Annotated in this window: 16 protein-coding genes; all 16 read right to left on the bottom strand. The window is 44.6% G+C overall.

What is annotated here, in order from left to right; genetic code table 11:
• Positions 1–3: 3 nt before the first annotated feature.
• Positions 4–1,437 (bottom strand): ankyrin repeat domain-containing protein, encoded by a 1,434-nt coding sequence (locus tag ACRD7P_RS11130; RefSeq protein WP_430907685.1) that lies wholly within the window; start codon positions 1,435–1,437, stop codon positions 4–6.
• A gap of 251 nt (positions 1,438–1,688) precedes the next feature.
• Positions 1,689–2,135: a hypothetical protein gene (locus ACRD7P_RS11125; protein WP_430907684.1), complete on the bottom strand. Its 447-nt coding sequence runs from the start codon at positions 2,133–2,135 to the stop codon at positions 1,689–1,691.
• Positions 2,136–2,203: 68 nt separating this feature from the next.
• Positions 2,204–3,199, bottom strand: a complete 996-nt coding sequence (locus ACRD7P_RS11120) for a hypothetical protein (protein WP_430907683.1) — start codon at positions 3,197–3,199, stop codon at positions 2,204–2,206.
• A 103-nt stretch (positions 3,200–3,302) separates the two neighbouring features.
• Positions 3,303–3,698 carry a DUF6843 domain-containing protein gene (locus ACRD7P_RS11115; RefSeq protein ID WP_430907682.1) on the bottom strand — a complete coding sequence of 132 codons (396 nt, stop codon included), beginning with the start codon at positions 3,696–3,698 and terminating at the stop codon, positions 3,303–3,305.
• A gap of 292 nt (positions 3,699–3,990) precedes the next feature.
• Positions 3,991–4,689: a DUF2071 domain-containing protein gene (locus ACRD7P_RS11110; RefSeq protein ID WP_430907680.1), complete on the bottom strand. Its 699-nt coding sequence runs from the start codon at positions 4,687–4,689 to the stop codon at positions 3,991–3,993.
• Between the two features lie 53 nt (positions 4,690–4,742).
• Positions 4,743–4,937 (bottom strand): hypothetical protein, encoded by a 195-nt coding sequence (locus tag ACRD7P_RS11105; RefSeq protein ID WP_430907679.1) that lies wholly within the window; start codon positions 4,935–4,937, stop codon positions 4,743–4,745.
• A 95-nt stretch (positions 4,938–5,032) separates the two neighbouring features.
• Positions 5,033–7,186: a hypothetical protein gene (locus ACRD7P_RS11100; protein WP_430907677.1), complete on the bottom strand. Its 2,154-nt coding sequence runs from the start codon at positions 7,184–7,186 to the stop codon at positions 5,033–5,035.
• Positions 7,187–7,219: 33 nt separating this feature from the next.
• A complete protein-coding gene (locus ACRD7P_RS11095) occupies positions 7,220–7,636 on the bottom strand; it encodes a hypothetical protein (RefSeq protein WP_430907675.1) in 417 nt (138 codons plus the stop codon).
• Between the two features lie 269 nt (positions 7,637–7,905).
• The gene (locus tag ACRD7P_RS11090; protein WP_430907674.1) at positions 7,906–12,918 is read right to left on the bottom strand and encodes a DUF5724 domain-containing protein; all 5,013 of its coding nucleotides are present in this window, start codon (positions 12,916–12,918) and stop codon (positions 7,906–7,908) included.
• Positions 12,919–13,113: 195 nt separating this feature from the next.
• Complete coding sequence (locus ACRD7P_RS11085) at positions 13,114–13,758, bottom strand: DUF6714 family protein (protein ID WP_430907673.1); 645 nt, start codon at positions 13,756–13,758, stop codon at positions 13,114–13,116.
• 208 nt (positions 13,759–13,966) lie between these two features.
• Positions 13,967–14,755: a hypothetical protein gene (locus ACRD7P_RS11080; RefSeq protein ID WP_430907671.1), complete on the bottom strand. Its 789-nt coding sequence runs from the start codon at positions 14,753–14,755 to the stop codon at positions 13,967–13,969.
• 112 nt (positions 14,756–14,867) lie between these two features.
• Positions 14,868–16,616: a leucine-rich repeat domain-containing protein gene (locus ACRD7P_RS11075; RefSeq protein WP_430907670.1), complete on the bottom strand. Its 1,749-nt coding sequence runs from the start codon at positions 16,614–16,616 to the stop codon at positions 14,868–14,870.
• Between the two features lie 182 nt (positions 16,617–16,798).
• Positions 16,799–17,857, bottom strand: coding sequence for a leucine-rich repeat domain-containing protein (locus ACRD7P_RS11070; RefSeq protein ID WP_430907669.1), 1,059 nt, complete (start codon positions 17,855–17,857; stop codon positions 16,799–16,801).
• 12 nt (positions 17,858–17,869) lie between these two features.
• A complete protein-coding gene (locus tag ACRD7P_RS11065) occupies positions 17,870–19,042 on the bottom strand; it encodes a hypothetical protein (protein WP_430907668.1) in 1,173 nt (390 codons plus the stop codon).
• Between the two features lie 8 nt (positions 19,043–19,050).
• Positions 19,051–21,603 (bottom strand): DUF1963 domain-containing protein, encoded by a 2,553-nt coding sequence (locus ACRD7P_RS11060; protein WP_430907667.1) that lies wholly within the window; start codon positions 21,601–21,603, stop codon positions 19,051–19,053.
• 86 nt (positions 21,604–21,689) lie between these two features.
• Entirely contained in the window at positions 21,690–22,583 is an 894-nt protein-coding gene (locus ACRD7P_RS11055) for a hypothetical protein (protein WP_430907666.1), read from the bottom strand.
• Positions 22,584–22,586 lie beyond the last annotated feature (3 nt).

Here is a 22,586-nt window from a genome sequence, read left to right as displayed (position 1 = left end):
GTATCAGAGGTATTTTCGCGACTTCAAAAATTTCACCATTTTAGGGTGCATCTCATGTCGTTTTAACTTTCGTATCGGTTTTGTCTTTGCGCCTTTTTTTGCTAAAAAGGAGACCATTTCCGTATCGTTGTTCCAAACTGCGGCACAGATAGGGGTTTCCCCACGGCCCATCCAACTGCCCGATCGAATTTCGATATGGGCACCTCGTTCGAGCAAAAAATCGACCGTTTCGGTATTTCCGGTATTGACCGCAACTTGCAGTACACTTTCGCCATTTCCGCTCACAACGTTTACCAAGGCACCCAAATCGATCAAATACTGCATCATCGCATGGTTCGAGTCCTTGCAGGCGACCATTAAGGGGAACTTGTCCATCATGCTATCGGAATCCGAAAAATTTAGGTCGGCGCCGTACCGCAGTAACAATTCGATAAGCGTTATGCTGTTTCGCATTACGGCCATGGACAATGGCGATCCGCCCAACCCCACATAGTTCGGATCAACGCCTTGGGCCAATAATGTTCCCGCGGTATCGAGATCTACCTCCAGGCATGCCCTGGCCAATTCCTTTTGTAGCCGTTCCCGCGTTTCTTTGGAAACTTCCTTTTGCGCTACTTCCTTCGTTTCACCGATACGCTCCAAGGTTTGTTCCGCCACAGTTTGTTGGGACCGTTGCCAAAATAACGAAGGGTCTTTTTCGTTCTCCCTGGATTGCAGAAAAGCTAAGCTTTGCTCAAAATAGTTGCGAACCGACTTACCCAATTGGTTTAGGTAAGGGTGCTCCTGTTCCTTTTTTTTAAGGGATAAGCTTGCCATGGCGTAAGCGCTGATCTGTTCCGGCAAATAGCCCTGACTTTTCATTTGCCACCCAAAACCATTATCCCCACCGGCCGAAAACTGAAATTTGGCATTTGCAATAAAAATCCCAAACCCGTAGACAATGGCCGTAAGGTCCGTCAGGTACTCGTCGTTCTGGATAATGCGACCTTCTCCCAGCAGTTTTTCATGGGACAGTTCATGGGCAATGGTGGCAACAAGCGTTTCCGTATGTTTCAATTGTCCCCGTTCGATACGGATAATGGCCTTCCCCTTTTGTTTTTGATAGGTGCCCGCAGCTCCGGCGGACTTCCCAAAAATATCGGCCGACGAGCTCAAAAGGGTACCATCGTCCAAATACCTATTTTCTTCGGAGTAGTATTCCAAAAGTACTTTTCCTTCCGGAATGTCCATCAATGCCATACACTGTTGAAGAATATGCTGCGCATCGGCTTCCGTACCGTCAAATTCCCTAGGGAAAAAGTCGGCGGAAAGCACTACGGTCGGTATTTCCAAAAGGGATGTTTCGCCCAAGCGCTCTTTTAAAAAAGAGAGGGATTCTTCCACCCAAATCTGATCTTCTGCCGTTATCGGCAGTTTCGGTTTCTTTTTGAACAACATACTTTTCTATTGTGATGGGCACCGGGTTTTGACAAACGTCTGGTAAACCAATGTCCTGAGTCGTTTTAACTTTGAATTGGCACTAACAATTAGAACGGCTTTTTTTGGTCCTAAATTGCCATTGCGAAGACCTAATTTGGATTCAAACCATCGGAACTATGGTGTTTTCCAAGGCATTTTTAAAGATGGATGTTCCGATAGTATCTTGGACGGTCAATAAAATGATAAAACCAGATTCGCGGATTATTCTACTATTCCACAAAAAACGACCACTCGCCCTCGCATTGCATTTGATAGGCTTTGGCGTTTTCTTCCATATCGATATACCAATAATTCCATCCTTTTTGAAAACCGGGGCCAACAACTACCGAAGTTATCATAATGTTCAGGGTCGTAAAGGCCAGCAGCAGTACCACAACGATACGATAACCGATCCACCATGCTTTTTTTGCATTAAGATGTTGGATATAACGGTGTATTGCAAACAGGGGAATGCTCCATACCAATACGTTCAGAACAATTCCCGAAACGCTATAGTAGTATTCCATAGAAGTGACCAATGACTTTTGTTTGAACACAAACGGGCTACCGTAGTACTTGGGCAATAGCTCATCTCCCACACAGGTATACTCGACCCCTATTGTCAGTGACAATACTAGGCCCAAAGCGATATATGGTATTAGAACGTACTTGATCATATTACATTTACGATAGGTCCGACAACAGCTGGTTTTAATGCGCTATAGTAACTACAATTAAACAACACTTACTGTTCTTGCAGCAGGGCATAAAACGTTGACTTTTCTAACATATTTTTGAGTTCCGCTTTTATAGATTCATCATCGCTCACGGCTTTTTCGTTCCAAAACGGAACATGAATTTCAATATTGAGATACTTGATGTAATAATCATCATGACGCCCATCAGTTGTCCTCTTCGTATAGCCATTGTTCATAGCCGTATGGAAGCTTGTTTTTAAAAAAGCCATATCATACTCCTTTTTGAGCAGTTCCAAGGCCAAGCGTACTACCTCTGAATTATCGGAGAGCGTGTTGTTAAAAAGATTGGAAAGTAAAAGACGTTCCGCCTTTTTTGTTTCCCCCAAACCGTAGTAAATTTTTGCGTATTGTGTTACACTTCTTAGATCGGCCGCTGCATAAGCGTTTCCACAGAAATGTTCGTAAGAGTACTTCTCGTTCAATTGTTTGTACTCCAATGCTTTTTCAAAATTTCCCTTGCCAATGAAGATGTCGACAAGTCGATTACTGGCCTCATTCTTAAAATTGGCATAAGGGCTTGCCATCAATCCTGTTTTTCCGCTCGCTTCCCTATCGTTCGCATTGCTTTTCAACATCAAATCAAGATAGTATCGTTCGCCTCGTTCATCGGCCATCATGCGATGAATAAGAATCAGATTGTACAGCGATTTGTGATAGAATTCGGAGTTAGGATACTGGTTCAACAGCGCATCGAACTGATCTGCGGCAAAAAGCAACATGTTCTCTTTTACTTCCAATAGGTCATCGTACTGGTATAATCCTATGGTAGTAGTGGTATCGATGTTCTCCAACGTATAAACAACTTCCGATTCTTCCACAGTTTCAAAAATTGCCGTTCCCCTTGTAAAAAGTAGCACATCCGGTTTTTCGGGATTGGCAACTACCGTCTCCTTTGCCGTTTTGCACGAACCGAGCAGACATACCGTTACACCTATAAAAAGAAACTTCTTTGCAAAAAACACTAGTTGTTTCAACTTAACCATACTTCAAAAATAATGGTTGCACTGTCTTGGAACATCCCCAAAAACAGGGTTCTTCCGTAGCCAAAAGGCGGTATTCCAAAGGGAACATTTCGTGGCGCCCATCTTACGGGACTTCATTTTGCCGACCTACAAAGGCCTTATGAAAACGGTAGGTATACCCAGTGGCGTCGGTGCTGATTCCCGTAATCATCCGATGCACATAGATTGCAGTGCTATCGGGAAGGGGTCCCGTACTGGTATACGTTTTCAAAGGTGTACGTCTTTTTTCGTCATCCTCATAATAATAGGTTCCCAAACTGGTGGCATTCCCCTTTACCCGAAATTGCGTTTTTAAAACACCGCCCTTAGGTATCCGGTAGATGCGTTTGCTCCCTTCAAATTCTTTTTCAGCTCCTTCTTTTTGCCCATAAATGACCGTTATGTTTCCCCGATAATCCTGTGGAACGATAAAAACATCCTCCGATGGTTCGTTTATGTACAGATAGCCGCAGAATGCCATAATCGGTGAGACCCCTATGAGGAACTGCCAAAAAGTAGCATACGGTAGCCATTGTGTGAAACCGTTGCCTACCAAAAAGAGGAGACCGATGCCGATGGCATAGAAATACGATAAGGTAAGGATACCATTGTCCTAAAAACATCCCGATAGTCATTACCAGCCCAAAGATGAAGTAGCACAATCCTATAATACCTAGTGGTGTTTTCAGGTTTTTCATCGTAATAGGATTTGTTCACTTGGTTTCAAAAACATTTACAAACGGTTTTATACCACATTACAGCCCCGTCATGTGCTATTGGTATTTTTTGCCCAAACCGATCCATTCATGGTCAATGTCCTTCATCAATAGGGCGTTGTCAAAGGTTACGGAACCTTTTGGAAAGATAGCTTGGTCCTCAAAAAAACTGGAATACACCGCTGTTACTTCCAAAAGCGACACCTTCCAGTTATGGGCCTTTAACTCCAGACCATCAAAGTGGTCCTTGTTCGGTGAATATCCAACGGAACCGTTCTCAAAAAAATCGGAAAGGCATTCCAAATTTTCAAAAACACTTTGGGTATTCCAGTAGTTGGTCTCCTTGGCCTTTATGGATAACGAAGTTTCGTCATCGCTCTTAAAAGCGACTTCATACTTCCCGTCTTTTTCAGATACCGAGAAATCAGCCAAATGATGTACTCCCGGAAAAAGAGAGCCCCCTGCCCAAGCGTTCAGTTTTGAGGAAGTATCCCTTCTAGGGATGTAGACCCCTTCCCTACGTTTGCCATTCTCCGTCCACTCCACGGCAATCCTATGGGCACCATTTTCCGATGCTATCCCGAGTTGCTCCGGTAATCCCTTGGGCCGTATTCCTTTTAACCGGATCAAACAAATACCGGCGATACCCTTACCCCCGACCAGTTTTGGAACAAAGGGCTCGGGCAAATAGGTTTCCAAGACTTCCTTATCCACAGTATAATTGATAAGGATCCTACGGTCTATGATTCCCTGCATTACGGGTATTTTTAACATGGAACAACTTTCAGGATTTTTAACCGATGTAAGGACTACCCTTTTTTACGTTTATCGAACCAGATCACTACCAAGGCGGAACAGCTGACGATAATGACTTGACCAACCAGATACCCGAAACCAGCGACGAGCTGTGTCTGTAAGGTGACGTCTGCAAACAACACCACCCATAGTACCAAAAGGATCATGGTCAAGAGCAGTAATTTTGAAAGCGGCTTTTTAAGGAACATTTTTTTCATTGTACGAACACATCAATGCCATTGGTCTCGTTCAAAGGTAACGCAGCTCGTATATGCCAGTATCCCCTAAAACAGGGAAATGTCCGTTACTTCGGAAACTTGGTCAACACCACTTTTTCGTTCATGGTCATTGTCTTTCGTTTTCGGAACCGCGTTATTTCCTCTTTTATAACGGCCGCGCATTTGTTTTGTTTTACCAATTGGTCGGCCAATCCCAATCCGGCGATCCGTTGGTCCTTGTTTTTAGATCGCATTAGAAACCGGAGCGCTTTCCCCAGATTGCTTTCGGACTGCTTTAAAAGGGACAACATGGCCAATTGATACAATGTATTACCCCTTCGGGTAAACAGATCCATTACTTTTTGTAGCTCTTGTTCGTCCAGTTCCAAATATGGGGCGCTCTCATCATCGGTACTGTCGAGTACACTGTCCATCAAAAGGATTTCGTCCACCGGTATTTTTTTCCGCTTTAAGTAGGCATTGGCTTCCCTATCCACAAATTCAAGGCAACGTTCCTTTTGCTTTAAAATGCCCAATAGCTCCAATGCACCCAACCGTCGCGCCGGTATAGTACTATAGAGGTCTTTTTCCAACATGCCCGTCAACGTACCATCGTCCTGTTTTAGAATGATGGTAAGGGCGAACAGCCTTATTTCGGCATCGTTACTTTCCAACAAACGGGCCAATACGTCGGTATCCTCCCCATTCAAGTCGGAATGGAACAAAGCGAGCAAGGCCGTAGCCACTACATCTTCTTCCGTGTCCGCCAGCGCCCGGTGCAAAACCGAACGCTGCCATTTGTTTTCATCAAGGTGCAACCCCTTATGCCTATTATGTTGGCTAAGAAATCGATATCCTTCCGGTACGGCCCACGTGCTACTGTAGAAGTCGGGAAACAGGCGTTTCATCATAAAACTTCGTTGTTCCGGCGGAATCAAAGCCAAATCGTTCGCTACCAACAGGAACTGTTCCCCCGCTGCGGCAGCAATCAGATATTCGTAAAAGGAGGCCGCAATGGGAACTTTTGTATCCACGGGTTCCCGATTTTCTTGAAGTAAGGCATCCGCCGTTTCTTTTATCCGTAGCAATAGTCCATCGGGCAAGGGAACGAAGGCCGCATTTTTAAGTATCCAATAATCCAATTCCACATCCTCGCCCCAGTTCTTTTCCAAATAAGGGACCAACCCGTCCATTTTCACCTCGGTATTGGAGGCAAAGGAAAGAGCCAACCGTTTCCTTGATTTTGAAAGGGTAGCATCGGACACCATTTTAAGCACGTTTTGGTGTGCCAAGCCCACATCATTGACGGCCATGACCCATAGGGCCACATAGGCCGCCATATCATCATCTTGCCATAGGGCAGCGTCCCTTTTGTCGGTATGCTTCAGGAACTCGGAAGCATGGTTTAAAAAAGCGTCGACAGTCTCTCTTTTGGACGTTCCCTTATCGAAACCAAACCAGGAATCGACCGTTTTCACCACTGATGGCCGCTCGGTCAGTCGGTGGTCGATAATGGCTTCGATAAAATATTCGAGTACCATAATCGGCGAACGTTCCAACTCCTTCAAAACAATCTGATGCACCGGATCTTTTTCTGCTCCTACTAGCAACAGCTCTTTTACCAATTCCCAATTTGTTACGTTTCCGCTTCGCAAGAATCCCCTTAGGTGCTGTTGTGCCGTTTTGCCTAGCGGATCCGATCCTTTTACGATGTTGACCAAGGTTTCCTGCAATTCGGTATGGCCCTGTTGTAGTACGGTTCCAAAGAAATAACCCATGACCACATCGTTGGTGTAACCGCACAGTTGTGCCTGTTCCTTCATGGACATATCGGAAAACCCCTTGGAATACGACATGGCCAAAAGGCGAAAAATGGTTAGCTTATAGTCCAGATGTCCCGTAGTAACGGCACTCCTAAAGGGCTTGTTGTATTCGTTTCTTTGATAAATTTCATCATCTAGGTCGTTCCAAAGTTTTTGGATGTAGGGCATGCGCACGGCGCCATAGACCAAAGTACCCAGCTTTTGTCCTTCTTCGCCCGACCAGGGATCGTGGCGTAGATCATCCCCGAAGAGTTCTTGATACACCTCAACATTGGACCGTTTTTTTAGGTTTTCGGGCAAATCGAAAAACAACATCCTGCCCAACAAGCGGTATTCCCTGGAAAACCCCTTAAGATCTTTTCTGGTCAACGGTCGCTTTCCCCTGGAAAGTAACATGATTTCTATTTCTTTCTTCATTTTTGTTGTTTTTGCTCCAACGTATTCTTGTAACTACCAGTACGTCCCGGATAAAAAAGTCATCCGGATAAAACTTACGACACTCTGTTCCGACAACTGTATGGGCGCATCCAGGTCGGTGATTTCCTCATCATCGATAAAAACTAGATAGAGTCCATCTTTAAAAGCGATCAACGCATTTTCCATCGCTTCTTTTTCCACCGCCAAGGTGTTGTTCGGGCTATCGCCAAAAGCGATCTTTCCCGTTTGTCCTTGCGCTTCAATTTCGGCCGGACCTAAAAAGGGAAGTATGGAAACACCTTCCCGTTTTTCATTATACTTTTTTACTTCATGGCGTACACAGGCCATCACCAACGCTTTAAGGGTTTCCGGTTTAACGGCAAAGGTGATATGAAGTTGTTTTATCTTTCTTTTTCCGAGACGTTTGAAGCCTATAGTCAATTCGTTCATAGTTGGTTCAATGTAAATTGTGTTTTTAAGAGGTGTATTGAACTCCCAAACAAAAATGTCTTTTTACTTCAGGTCGACCACATTTAACGCTCATCATTTTCAAAAGACTTGGATAGGTCAAAAAACGCCCATCATTTCTTTTTATCGATCGGTTTATTCGCCATAAAGCGTTTTTAAAGTGGGTTGGTTTTTCACCGAAATTAAAATATTCGTAAAAACCTACTGGGTCGATCTGTTCGTAATAGCCGTTCAACGCCTTTGTCATCGTATTACTGTTTATGGATTTGCCCTAAAACGGTTGGATCCTGAATTTTATGGTCTTCGGCCAATAATTTCATTTTTGAGATCAATTCGGCCGTTTTGGGGTCGTCATCTACGAAGGGAAGGAACATACGGCCCCGATGCTGACTATGTACCGGAACAATATTTAGGGCCAAGCCCCGCATACTCACGTTGGCACTTCCTAGGTGAATGTTGTATTCCCCCAGTTTTCCGGTGATGACAAGGTGTCTTTGCTTTACCGTTACATTGTCGAGCTTGAACAAACGGGCGGATTCCCTGGCCAACACGCCCCGCATTTCCATGGTACTATGGCTCGCTTCGGGATCGACGCCCCCTACATGGGCCACACTAACCACTAGGTCTACGTCGCGCATGACCTCGCTGAACACTACCGGAGGTATTTCCGCCATTGGAAGTGGCTTGTAATCCTTTAGGGAATGGAAACAGACATATTCCAAGGTCGGCGCTTCCACATCGGCCGGTGAGAACCAATCGGCCATGGCATACATGGTGGCCATAAAACCATGCCTGTGAAATACTTTTTGAAGTCCCTCGTCGCGGTTAACCGTCCACCCTCTACTACGCAACAAGGCTACTGTTTTTTTGGGCTGTATCTGATGCCCTTGGTATCTTTCGGAACGAAAACTACGCTCGCGTTCATCGTCGGTAATCACATAGAGCTCACGAAACACTTGTTTAAAGGGTTGTACGATGCGGTTTTCGAAAAGGTACTTTTGATACAGATCCCATTGTACGGCATCGTACAAATGTGAAGCATGGGCGATAACCAGACCGTCCGAAGATTTTAGGGAATGTTGTACGCCATCGGCATCGACCAAATGGCCTTCCCGATAAAATCCGGACGCTTTGGTCCCGGGGTTAAAGAGCACCAGTTTCCCCAGCATGGCCTTTACTACCGGATGGCGCATAATCTTTTCAAGTTCCTCAGGTCGGAAGACATCTTCTCGGACCATCGCATGCGCTAAGGAATTTCGGGTACGGGAATACTGTTTGGCCAAATAACTTTTACCTTCTTTTAAAAGTGCGATCTTTTTATCCTTTTTGTACTTGGCAGGAATGGTCTTTTGTGTTTTCTCTCCTTTAAACACCTTGATCTCGGCCTTGCCCATATCGTCAACCACCAGTTTTACGGTAACATCGTCGAAGGTGACGGTATCGTTTTCCATAATTTTTTCGGTGGCCTTGCCCTCCATTGCCCAACCGAAACGAATACGGTCCTCAAAACCGGCATTCCTGGAAAGGTTGTCCAAGGCGATTTCGGCGGCGTTTCGCTCGCTCTCTTGTCGTTGCGCCCCGAACTGTTTGCTTTCCTTAATATAGTTTTGAATAAGGTTATAACGGTTCAAAAGGTCCTTTTCCGCATTCGTCTTGCTCAAGGGTATTAGTCCCAAGGCGCGTAAATAATCCTTGTCCCGTTTTTCGTTTATTTTTTTAAGCGTGGCGGTAATTTTCACTTCTCCCAGCATTACACCGGAATACAGTTTTACGCGGCGGTGGCCATTGCCCTGTGAAATGTATTTGGCGGCATCGTGCAATAGCTTCCAATTGCTTTTTCCCAAACTGGCATACACCCGGTTGAACCAATCGATATCGATGGCGCCCTTGGCGAAGTCGTTTTTTTCGATATTGGAATATCTTGCGATGGTCGTTTCTTTTTGTGCGCTCATATAATGATCGGCGGCATGGGCATGAAACCACCATACGGCGTGCTCCAAATCGTCAATTTTAAGATAACGGCCGATCCATTCGGCCCATTGCGTCGCATAACAAGCCAACTCCATGAGTCTTTTTTTCGTGATCTTGGCACTTTTGACCCCTTCCGCAAACACTTCGTAGGTATCCGTTTCGGAGGGTTCGCTGATGCTCAAAATCGTACTGAAATTGGCTTTTTTACTATATCGGTCGTAGCTGTATCCGCGATCCAGGTTCTCCTTGCCCAAGCGTTCCAATACTTCAAATACATAGCGTACCCCTTGTACGTTTACAAAACTACCAATGTACTCGGAAGCTTCGGTAGGCAGGTCGCCCCGTTCTACCTCTACCTTGAGCATATTGGTCTTTAACGGCGACATACCGGTGGCCCTTATGTCATACTCCTTATAGCGTCTGGTGTTGTAACTAATGCCCCCATCGAGCAACCGCAATAGATCGGGATGGTAAAATGCCTGAAAAAGCAGGTTCTCCTCCGGTAATAGCCCTTTTTGAAAAAGGGTCAGCAGTATATGCAGCTGTGGAGGCTTTAGCTGCCGGTCTTCTATTTTTGCTTGGGTCACCGCTTTTACATCGGTAACTTTTTTTGGAAATCCGAGCCGCTGGACAAAAAGATACTGCTGAAGATCATAATATCGCTTTAGGATATCGCTGTTTTTTTCGGCCAGCATATCAATTTCATGGTCCGCGATCCAGAAACCGGCCTCCAGTATCATTTGCGTCCATATCAGCCCTTGTTGGTAGTGGTACTTTGGTGTTTTTAAATGTCTGCCCTTAAATGTTTCCGGGCAATTGGCAATCATATCCTCCAGAATATCCAGCTTAAAATGGATCAATGTCATCATGTCGCGGTGCACATTGTTCAGGGCGGCCAAAATTGCACCGACCTTTCGGTTGATGCTGTTGTAATTTCCGGTACTATCGATCTGTAAGCCATCCAAATCCAGGTAGTAGGACTTGATAAAATCGGTCATTTCGCTGTAACGGGCAAAAGGATCACGGTAGGCGTTCAAAAAAAACAGGGCGTAGAATACCTCAAAATCGTTCAGTTTGCTTTGGGCGTACCATTTTTTCCAAACATCGGCCAACGGCAGGTCGTTTAGATACTCCTTCGCGCTAAAATCCTTTCGATCACGGGACTTGGCACGAAACACATTGCCCAGCAAGGCGGTTTCTACGGCGCCTTGGTAGCCCTCGTACCGGTATTCGTAATTTCGATTTTCTTCGAAAAGGGCAATCAATTTGTTGATTTCGGTGACGGTCTTTTTCTCGTCCACTATTCCCTTGATACGGAATTTTGATTCCGGCTTCATGAACCCTAACAGTCCTTTTTTCTCTTTGAACTTGGCTTGTGGCGTAATCAAAGGTGTGATCTTGGAATAGTCGATCACCCCAAAACCGTTGGAAAAGGTATAATCGCTGGTAGGTGCTTTTGAAAATTTGGCCAAAAAGACCGATTCGTTTTTACCGAGACTTTTTCGTTGTTGATAGGCTTCCACCTGGGTCGCCACAAACTCGGGGTACTTATTTTCCCCATCGAGTACCGTCAAAATTTCGAGTCCCGCCAATCGTTGCTCCACTTTGTTGGAGGCTACCAAATTTAAGGTGCTCGCCTTCAACTTCTCCTCGGGTTGTTTTACCAACAATTGTATGGTATGCTTTCGAAGGTCTTTCCCTTTTCGGGAGAGCAGTCCCTCCAAAATTTCCAACTCCTCCTTTTCCAGATCCATATGACCGAACCCTTTTAAACCGGTCGCCATTACGGAAAGGTTCCGGTCCGTGGCCGCTTGCCGTAACAAAACGCGTTGCCAAGCATCTTTTTCCAAGGTCAATCGGGGCGATTCCTGTTTTTTGTTTTGATAACGGCCACTGTTCAACGAATAGGTATAATGCTTGGGAAATATTTTTCTGATGAACGCTTCCCGTGCATGGTTCGGCAGCTTGGCCAAATCTTGTGCCAATAGTATCATTTGTTCTTCTTTGGCATAACGGATCAGATAGTCATAAAAATAGAAAGGGGTAATGTCGTACTGCTTCCATTCAAAAACGGTACCGCCAAAACGCTTGCCCTCCGTTGGTAATGCATCCGCGGTTTCCTTTACCTTCAAAAAGAAATCGCTGGTCCAATCCAAGGCGGGCGCATTGCGCAACATCCAGTAATCCAGCTCCACATCCTTGCCCCAATGTTCCAACATATAGGGGGTGAGTTCATGTTTGGTCCGCACGGTCTCGTAAACAAAGAAAAGTGCCAAAAGCTTTTTCGTTTTGGGCGTATCGTTATCGAACACTAGCTCAAAGGCTTTGGTATTTGCTAGAGTCACATCCTTTATGCCTATCGCCCATAACGCCACATAACTTGCCAAATGGTCTTTCCCCTTAAGGGTTTCGTCTACCTTTTCCGGTGCGTCCATAAAGGTTACGGCGAGTTCCAATGTTCTTTTGATGGTCGCTTTTTTTGGTGCGTCCCATCCAAAACCGAACCAAGTATCCACGGCCCTTACCACACTGCTAAAACGGGACAGGTCGTGTTCGAGCACCGTATCGATCAAATACCGCAGGGCACCAATGCTGGTCTCATCCAAAGATTCCAAAATGGTCTGCCGCAGCCCCTCCTGCCGCTGGGCGGCCAACAATAACTTTTCTACCAGCTGCCAGTTTTCTTTTTTATCGGTCAGCAACAGGGCCTTTATAATGTCCCTGGAGACGACCCCTACCTCATCCTCGCCATTGACAATATCGGTAACGGCCCCTAACAGTTCTTGGTTTCCCTCCGACAGCACCACGCCAAAAAGATAGGCGTTGCCCATGTTTTGATAGTACCCTGAAAGCTGCGCCTGTTCGGTAAAGGAGCAATCGGCAAAACCGTAACAACTGGTGTTGCAAAGGACACGTAGTTGCTTTAATACCAAATTGATGTGCTTGGTGTTGGCCGTCATACGGAACGGTCGTCTATTATAGCCCGATTGATAGGGCAGCTGCATGAACAACGCCCAAATTTTTGAAATATAGGGTGCGCGCAAATCCCCGTAGATCAGTTGCGCCAACCGAAGTCCCTCCTTACCGTCCCACGGATTGGTTTTTAAATCCTTACCGAAGGCCTCCTTGTAGTACGTCAATATCGGCTTTGTATCCCGATACTCCGGAAGATGGGCCACAACGAGTTTCCCCAAAATTTGATAGGGTTTTGAAAAACTGGAAAAGGTTTCTTTTTTGAAATCTAGCTTCCTTTTGTTTTTGAGGAGGGCCGTTACTTGTTCTTTTGCAATCATAAGGTTCTACCAGTTTAATTTTGAAATAGCACTAATAAATGGTTTTTTTCGTTATTCTTCGTTAAAAAGCCTGTCCCCAGCTTGACTAGGGATCTAACCGTAGCTATGGCTATACTTAGGTTTTTCGCCTTGAATACCTAAAAAATAATTCAATTTCTATTGATACCATTTCAAAGTTAAAATGGTATTCCTATTTTATCCTACCAACGCCTTCACTTTCCAGAAGGCAATGGCATTTTCCAACTCCTTATAGCGTTTGTCGAAGGATGGTTTTTGAGTGATGCCGTGTGCTCTAAAATGGGATTTCCGTTCTCCCAAAGCATACTCCAAAAAGTACACCACGCTCTTCATTTGCGCCTTGTTCAACAATGAAAATCGCTCACGGGAAAAATCCGATTCTAAATTATACGTCAATGCGAACTGCACTTCCGGTGGTGAAAGATCGAAGTCCTCGTTTTCGTGCAAAGCTTCCTCCTCTTCCCAAAATACCTCCAATGCGAACAGGAGGTAAAGTCCTAAATGGAAACGCATGCCCTTGGCATCCAAAAAGGATATGGAACTACTGCAATAATATAGGTCCAAAATGGGGATTTTTTGCCAGTCTTCACGCTCGTCCTTACCCTTTAGACGGTAATACTCCTTCGTATTTTCCAAACGCTCGTCCAATGCATAACCTTCCCAAAGACCAATACCCTCCTCAAGGGTCACTCCCTCAAAGGCTTTGTAGATAACTCCTATAAGTTGGGCTTTCGTTCGTCGCATGATCTTTACGTTCAAGTGCTGTTTCAATCCGTTACTTTTTATCCGCAATGGTGGGGAACGCTCCAGTACGTATACCATTTCATATTTCGGTATTCAATTTTAGGACCATTCCCCATTTTTTTTGCATACCCCTTTTTTCAGTGAAATGCATTTTTCGCACCGACCGTACGGAAGAAACTATTCCCAGCCAAAGGCAAAAAGTACTCTAGGCCTACTTATACCATTTCTAGTTTTAAATTACCCATTAAAAGTTTGGCCATAAACTTGGTATGAACTCCAAGGACGCCTATTCCATGAAACCGCAACCGTAGGTACCGGTTTCCGTTCTTTTACCGGTTTTTACATTGAACCGTATTTGCTCCGTTGGAACATAGTTGGCATAAAATTCCGTGTTCCTATGTTCGGGGCAAATGGTGTCTTTATCGAGTTCTTTTTCCGAATATTCCCAAAAGGTGGCCACGGTACCGTCAAAAGAGAGCAGGCCTTCCGCGGTGGTCGCAAGTTTGGCGATCAAAACGTTTTTCTCAATATCGATAATGGTCACGAGTTCTCCACCATCGGCACGTTCACCAATACATAAGTACTGCCCGACCAGGTTACTGAAGTAGGACATGTCCATCTCGTACCGTGCTTCGGTAATAGCATACAGCGCACTGGAAAGATCAAGCTGTATCTCATTTGTCAATTCCGTTGGCCGATCAAAAATGTAGTAGGCATTTTGTGGCCACTCTTTTGTGGCATCTGCATACTCCAAAACACCATAGCGATCATTACAAACAAAGGAAAGGAATTCGGATTCTTCGTTGCTAACATATTTGGTCAGCTGTTGTTTTTTGGCATCCCAACCGGTGACTTTCCGGAGCACAAATTGCGTTCGTTTTATGGTATCCCCAGCAACCGTTACCTCATTTTTTGATACTTCCTTTGCTCCTTCCGATAGGTTTCCCGTTAATGCTTTCGTTTCTTGATCTTTACAATTAAAAAGGAGTACGTTGACCATCAAAAACCACACTATCGTTTTCATCTCGCTTATTTTTCTACTCTTGGTCAATATGGCTTCAACTTGATAACCCATCGTTTTTGATTTTTGGTTTTGGGCCCCTCACATGGACCCGCTTACACATGCGATTTCCGTAACAAAGAAACGATTGCCATGATGTTTCCCTCTCACTGGATTCCGTTATTTATCAATAACGGGATACCTTTATCTTCAGCTTGCGCAATTCGGCGATCAAGTGTTTGGGGAAATTCATATCGTTCGTTGCTTTTAAATTAGGCAGGTATTTGATATCGGAAATGGAACCGACATCGAACTGACGGTCTTCCCCGTCCCAAAAAGGAATGATCTGGCGATAAATAGCATCTCCACCGTCGGATTTCAATTCCTTGATATCGATCAGCAGATCCATCGGTATTTTTAATTTTCTGAAATAGGCCTCCGCTTCGGGAATGCGTTCATAGCCTTCTTTTTCAATATCGATGTTACGGTCGGGATGGTTTTTTGCAAATTTCCAAATATCAAACTTGGGCAGCAGCACCTCGTCAACATACATAAGCTCATTGATGACCATCAGTTTCAGATTAAAATCGGCTTCAAAGGCACAATCGCCTTTCGAGTAAGTAGCCATTTTGGCCTTTGCTTTTGCATCGTACAAGGCCGCGTTCCGAAGTTCAATCTCCACCACCCTTTTGGGGAATTGGAGCAGGGATTTCGGTAGCTGTTGAAAAGGATTTTTTTTGAGTTTGAGTGTTTTAAGGTTTTTCAATTGGACTATAGTGTCGGGCAAACTGGTCAGACCCGTTTGGGCAAGCTCCAACACTTCTAGACTTTCCATTTCTCCGATCCATTCGGGTAGTTCGGACAAGGGATTTCCGTCCAAACGCAAAGTTTTTAAATTTTTAAGCCGTTTTAGGCCGGTCGGTAGTTCTTGGATTTTATTGGCGTTCAAATACAGTTCTTCCAAATGTTCCAGTTGATGGATATTTGCCGCAATGGTCGTAAGTCCGCAATTTACCAGGGACAGTCGCCTGATATTGACAAGTTGCACCACCTGGTCCCAGTTTTCAAACGGGTGACCGCTAAAGTCGAAGTATCTCAGGCTTTTTAGCTTTTCGATACCTAAAGGAATCCGTTGCAATACCGTTCTTGAAATGGTATCGGTATTGGTCAGTTCCAGCGCTACCAAATAGGGCAGCTCCTGAATGTGATCCATGGTTTTTTGGGGAAGGCCGTTCAAATTTCGCAAGGCAAGGGCGTTCAAATTTTTGAGTTGTAGCAATCGATCATCCAATTGTTTTGCCGTATGGTTCCAAATGGCCAATGCTTTTAGGTTGATACAGTTGAAAAGTTGGTCGGGAATGTCGAACCCGTGACCGTAATACTTTTTTTCGACCAAGGGACCATAGGTATCCTTGCCGGCCAAATCATAAATATCGCTATAGTATGCTCTAGGAAATCGGCGAAGGTATTCCAGTATTTTCTCCCAATAGACCTCCTTTTGCAGCACTGTAGCATGCATGGGTTCCTTAGTGTTGTAGAAGGTAAAGGAGTGTGCAAATACCTCGTTAGGCCCCAATTTTCCCAACTTATTTTTAAGCCGCTCCCTTAGTCCGTTCCGCGTTGCTATGGCATCGTACTTTTTGGCAAAATCGGGCGATCGCAACAATTTGAACGGTGTGTTCAGCCTAGCCTTTATATAATGCCCCATTACCGATTTTTTGTCGGTGACATGTATTACCTCAAACCGAAAAAGCCCCATATGGTCCGGAGAAACAGGGACCTCCTTTCGGGTGCTTATTTTTAACACCGAAAATAATGTGCCCCCATAACCATTGGGTTCCGAGAAAAACAGATCACCAAAACTGGAATACCCTAATAAGGTACGCGTTTTATTGTCCTGTATTATTTTTTGCAGCAACCGTTCGGGAAGGTTCATTTTTGTATGTTGTTACACTTGTTTATTGTTCCCATACTTTTGTTGTTCGCCCATTACTTAACGGTGGTCATTTTAAAAGCAAATCGGTACGGTTTATACCGTTTTTGAGATAGTGTCCATACTTTTGATATTGTTTTTTTTGTAACCACTATTTCCTTAAAATATTCCCTAATCCGAAGGTTTCACGCTCCATCCACCAATACTTTTGTTTTAGGAAGGGCCGCGACCAACCTTTTCTGGGTTTTTACGTTTAAACTGTTCGTGGTCAATCGCAATTTTTTCAACCAGTTCATTTCATATAGGGTATCGGGCACCTCTTTTAGCAGGTTGTTGTCCAAATCCAGTTCGCGTAATCGTCCGCATTGGTTTATGGTATTTGGGATGGATTTTACGCTTTGACACGACCACAGGTGGAGTACCTGTAAATTTTGCAACAAATGGATTTCCGCCATCAAATGGGTCACATCCAAACTATTGCCCCAATTGGAATTTAACTTTAAAACTTTTAGCTGTTTCAATTTTCCGATACCCTCTGGTATTTTTGCGATACTATTGGTCCCCAGGTCCAACGTTGTGAGTCCGGTCAAGTCAAATAATTGTTTTGGAATTTTCGTAAGTCGGTTGCCGGATACGTCCAGCTTTTTAAGCTTTTTGAGTTTCGCAATGTTAGGGCTTAACCTTAATTTTTCGGTGACTATTTTCAAATGGGTCAGTTTAGGGCATTGCACCAATACCGTTATTGCCTTCTCAACATCCAACTTTTCCAATGCCGTATTTACTTCTAATGAAGTCAACTCGGGAAGCTGCGTTAGCACCAACGGAAGCTCTTTTATGGGAAGCCCAAACAATACCAATTTACGGAGCCGTTTTAAGCTTCCGATGGCATCGGGAATGGACTTTATTTCCCCGGTAATGGTCAGCACTTCCAAATTTTCTATCGCCCAAATGGCCCTAAGGTCTTTTTCTTTTTTGGCATGCACCCCTACCTCCGTCAAAACCGCATGTTCCTTCAAATTATCCGGTAAGTTCGGCATATAACAACCGTTCATACGAAGCGCTTTTAACTTAGGTAGTTCAAAAAGGAATTTCGGTAGTTTTTCCACATCTGAATAAGAGAGGTCCAAGACTTCCAAATTTTTACATTTTTTCAATGTTTTGGGTACCTCTTCGTAGTACATCGGCAATTCAATTCTTTTTATTGCCAACGGATTTTTTATAATCTTTTTTTCGATCTTATCCATGCAAACTAGCTATCATTTATCGACCTCGGAAGCGGTAGGCCCTTGATTTTGGTATCCCGGATAATATGCCTTAAACGCATCATACTCCCCCGTAACGTAATACCGTTTCAGTTCGTCATCATAAAATCCCATTACCTCTCGGTCATCTCCTTCCAACACATGCGGATATAACTTTTTGTTCGTTCCGGTGGCATAGTATTGCCCGTCTTCGGACCACACACAGTAGTATCTTTTTTCTTCATTTTTCAGTTTTGGGGTGGCGGTGTCCAAACGATCGACAAACGCTATCCGCTGTTCATTGGTGTAGGGATGGATATCACCTTCGGTATAAGCTACCACAAGGGCCTTATTTCCGTTTCGATAGATCTTGCTTAGGACGGTCAACGTATCGCCCTCCTTTTGGGGCGGAAGGAATTTCATGTCGTTTCCCGGTGCAATACTGTCCTGTTTCCAGGCATGATACGCCGTTACAACGGCATAGGATTGGTTACCAAAGAGTATCCGTTTTGCTTCCGGAACAAATTCGGGATAGGTGTGCATCAATAACTGTATGGCCTCTTGGTACTTATATGCCATCAGCTCGTACAGCGTTCTGTCCATCTTCTCCAGTTGTTCAAAATAGGGTTTAAAAATGCGGTATCCCCGACTACCACGGAATACTACCGAATCGGTTCTTTCCGTGTTGGTAACGATATCGTAATACAACCGATCGAGTTGCCCTTCATTCTCCAACCATCTTCGCCGAAGTTTAAAAAACGGCATTAAGGTCTTCACCTCATACTCTTTTGAAAACATATTCCGCAACGCGCCCAATTCATGGTCGATAAGCCCAATATCATTTTTCTTGACGGACTCAATGGTACCGATAAGTCCTTGGTGGTATTGTTGGAACTCCGCTACCGTATATGGCTGGTGTTCTACCGTATCACGGGTATGGTTTAAAGTGAGTTTGGCAACACTTTCGTTCCACCACGGTATCAGGTTCTGGAGTTGTTCGTACTCGAATTTCACGTGCCAATACAGACTTTTAATCGCTTCCTTTTTGGCTGTAGCAGCCGCGTGCTCACGAGCATTGGTTTTCCGATAATCGATTCCTGCCAAGACCAACAAGGCGATACCGATGATGGTCAAAATCACCAATAAAGTTACAATCTGAGTATGTCGTTTTTGTTTTTCTACCATCATTTTTTGGTTTAACTGCTTTCTACCGTTACAAATATGTTGCTAAAGTCGCCTTTTGCCAAATCGCTTTTGTGAATTACAAAAAAGAGGTCACCGGCATCGCTCCATTGCATATCGCCAGCGGAGGTTACCGTAAGCAGTACCATCCAATCCTCCGGATTTCCTTTCAGCACCAACGAGGCCTGTAATTCGGGAGCTTCATGTTGTGTAAACCCGTGCCCGTTCACCTCGTACTCGTATTGGTCCTTGCCGTTTATAGGGGCTTCAAAGGTGTCGTACAGACTTTCCAACAAATCGTCGTCCTCCTTTAGCTTTTCGGCTCCCCTTCTAAAAAGATGTTCGTTTACGTGGCTAGCATAAAATGAAGGTGCGCTATTCATTTTTTCGGCGGAAACGGTATACCCTTGGTATCCCCCATCGACCATTTCGGAGTAATCGTCCTCGGTAAACTGAAACCGCTTCCCCGACGCCAATTCATCGTTATTTTGAACATGAACCACCCTGGCTGGGGCATTCCTGCCCCCATAAATACTGTGTATCGTTTCCAAAAAGAAGAACAAGGTCCCCGTTCTGGGAAGGTATTCCTGTAAATGCGCTATTTCCCCACAATTGATCTGTGCTATAAATTCATATACATAGTCATCCTTATCTTCTCTCCAATTTTCACCAAAACGTGGGTAGGGCATACTTTTGGGCAAATCGGGCATACCACCGAAACGATGGTTCCCTACCTTCTCGTAGGTTTCTTCGGCAACATGTCTAAAGCCGATACTTTTTTTCACGATAGTCCTTAGGGCGACTTTAAATTCCTCTAGGTCGTTTTCCGCCAATACGGCATCTATTCGTGGTAACAAGGACGCATCGTTTTCGGACCAGTATATGGTATCGTCCCAGGCTACGGTTCCTTTGCCGTCGGCTCCTTTGTATTCGTAATCGAGCAACCGTTTTTTATCCTCCATGGAAAGGGTCACTTCCGATATGGTGTTGAATGCTTCCGGTAACGTCTCAAGCGGATTGTGCTCTAAATTCACACGTCTTAGTTTGGGTTGCAGTGCTAGGGAAGCGGGTACCGATGTTAACTTATTATGGTCAAGAAGGATGTTACCGAGCAAGGGAAGGTCGATGTTTTCAGGTATGCGATCAATATCATTTTTGAAAAACGACATATAGGCCAGTTTGGGTAACTGCCAAACTGAATCGGGCAAGGTCCGCAACAGGCAATTGTTGATCGATAGCTGCTCCAAGTTTTTTAAGGCACCGATACCTTCCGGCAATTCTTGTATAGCGGCCCCATTGATCTGTAGTTTTTTGAGCTTGTCCAAATTTCCGATATCCTCGGGGATATTCGAAAAAGGTGATTTTTCGCCATCCCAATTTTGCATTTTATTGACAATGATCAGCTCTTCCAGGTTCTTAAATTCTAATGTTTCCTCGGGAAAAACGGTCAAATTTGGATCTCTGAGCTGTAAAAAGCGAACGTCTTCTTTACTTACACCCCGCGTTTCCGCTATCGAGGTAAACCGATAGTGTTTCCAATCCAGCCCCTCCACATCGAATTTTTTGTACAGTTTAATGGGAAAACTATGATCGTGATAGCTTTTGGTCATTTCCCCTTCCAATAGCACCCAGCCTTCCTTTAGAATCAGCGTTCCGTTAAGATCGATACGATAATCGAACCCTTCTATTTTAGCGTTCAGAAACAATGGGGCGTTGGTTTTGCCGTCCTCAAAAAACAGACTTCCGGTCGGCACCCCATTCTTGTGGATCCCTACGGCAGGGATGGTAATGGTCACTGCACCATCGCCGGGATAGTCGTCCAATACCTTTGCGGCAATGCCTTGTTTTACCTTTTTGGTTTTTGCCTTTATGGTAATCAAGAGTTCCCTAGAAAAGGTAGTGATATGCATGTCGGTAGCCTCCGAGACGAACTCGAAGGAAAAATCACCTACGGAAAAATGTTCGGCACCATTTTTTGGTATGGCAATATCGGTGGGGCGTTCCGCCTCTTTGGGTACTTCTTTTTTCTGTGGACGGTCGCCTAACAACCGATTCAATCTTTTGTCGTAATCCGACAGGGCCTTTGCCCGAAGTTGGGTATCGCCCAGAACTTCCAACGAATGTAGCACTTCCATCATCCAATCCTGCATCGTTCCGTCCGCGGTAATTTCATGTACCCCTAAAAAAGAGATAAAGTGTACCTCGTTCAAAAGGACCGCCGCAAATAGGTAGTGCAGGTGGTATTCCTTTTCCAGTACCACGGAACTGATCTTTGCCGATAGGCTAAGGGTTCTAAATCCATTGACCGATAGCTCTTGTACTTCGCTTCTATCGCCCTGGCTGTCCTCTGCCAAATAATAATGTACCACTTTCTCGGCCAAGGTATTCCCGGTAGTTTCGTCGCGGTCCAGATCTTCGAGTTCTTCAAGATTCCAACGTACAAAAGGTGGCTGTACCTTATGGGGAATGTTCGAACTTCGCACAAGGGCAATGGTTTCCGAAAGCAGTTGCTGGTCGAACCCCTCGGGAACCTCAAAACTAAAAAGGGAATGTTCGATCTTTTTCATATCCATAGTACTGTTTATTGTTCTCATTTATGGGCCGTTCCAATTTCAAGACTCCTTTTCCGGTCCCATTTGTTCGGTATTGCCAGCTACTCGATAACGTATAACTTGGTGGACACCTTTACTTTGGCATCGCTATTCATATCCGTAATTTCCGCTGTCAATCGTAAGGAGGCTTGTGAATCGAAGTTTGGATTGTCGGCTTCTCCCAAATTAAAACTGCAAGCAACGGGAACGGTCTTCATTTCAGAGGGATCACCGCTTTTTATGGTATATCCCGATCGCTCCAAGACCACGGCACCGGAAGCTTCTGTAACGGTATAATCCATACGTAAATTGACCTTTCCGTCTTTTACAAGGTAACCCGATACCTCTTTTAAACTAAGACTTACCATTTCATTTTTATAGATGACATTATTGGTTACGATACGATTTCGGTCGTTCGACTCCAAAAATACATCGGCATAGTTCAACCCTTCGGGTATTGCGGTGATATCCGGATTTTGAACAACATTAAAATCCAGCAGAAATTCCATTTCGTTAGAACTTTTGGTATCTCTTACGGTACCGTACATGGTATAGGCCCCATTGGAAGTCACGCTATTACTGAGCTGTATGGAAAACTCAAAAGAGGTATCCGGTATACCGGCAACACTATTATCGGGACCGTATAAATTTTGTTCCGAAAAAAGGGTATCGCCCTGTTTGGATACCAAGGTGATATCAAGATTGGGGTGCATTTGATCATTCTCCCGAACAAGCCCTTCCAGTTCCTCAAAAACGATATAAAGCTGTTGCCCATATTGGTAATAAGGTTTTTGCAGTATACGATCTCCATTGGAAACATGCACACTTTTAGCGGTTATGCCCCGCTCCTGAACCTGTATGGACCGTGGTCCGGTTTCCGTTTGGGCGGTCATCCCAAAAACGGAACATAACAAGGGTGCCGCCAACAACAAATGGCTTAACACTCTTTTTATCATTTT

Origin of the sequence: Maribacter sp. 2-571, from assembly GCF_050589625.1 — a bacterium.
Classification (GTDB): domain Bacteria; phylum Bacteroidota; class Bacteroidia; order Flavobacteriales; family Flavobacteriaceae; genus Pelagihabitans.
This window is presented reverse-complemented; position numbering and strand designations above follow the sequence as displayed.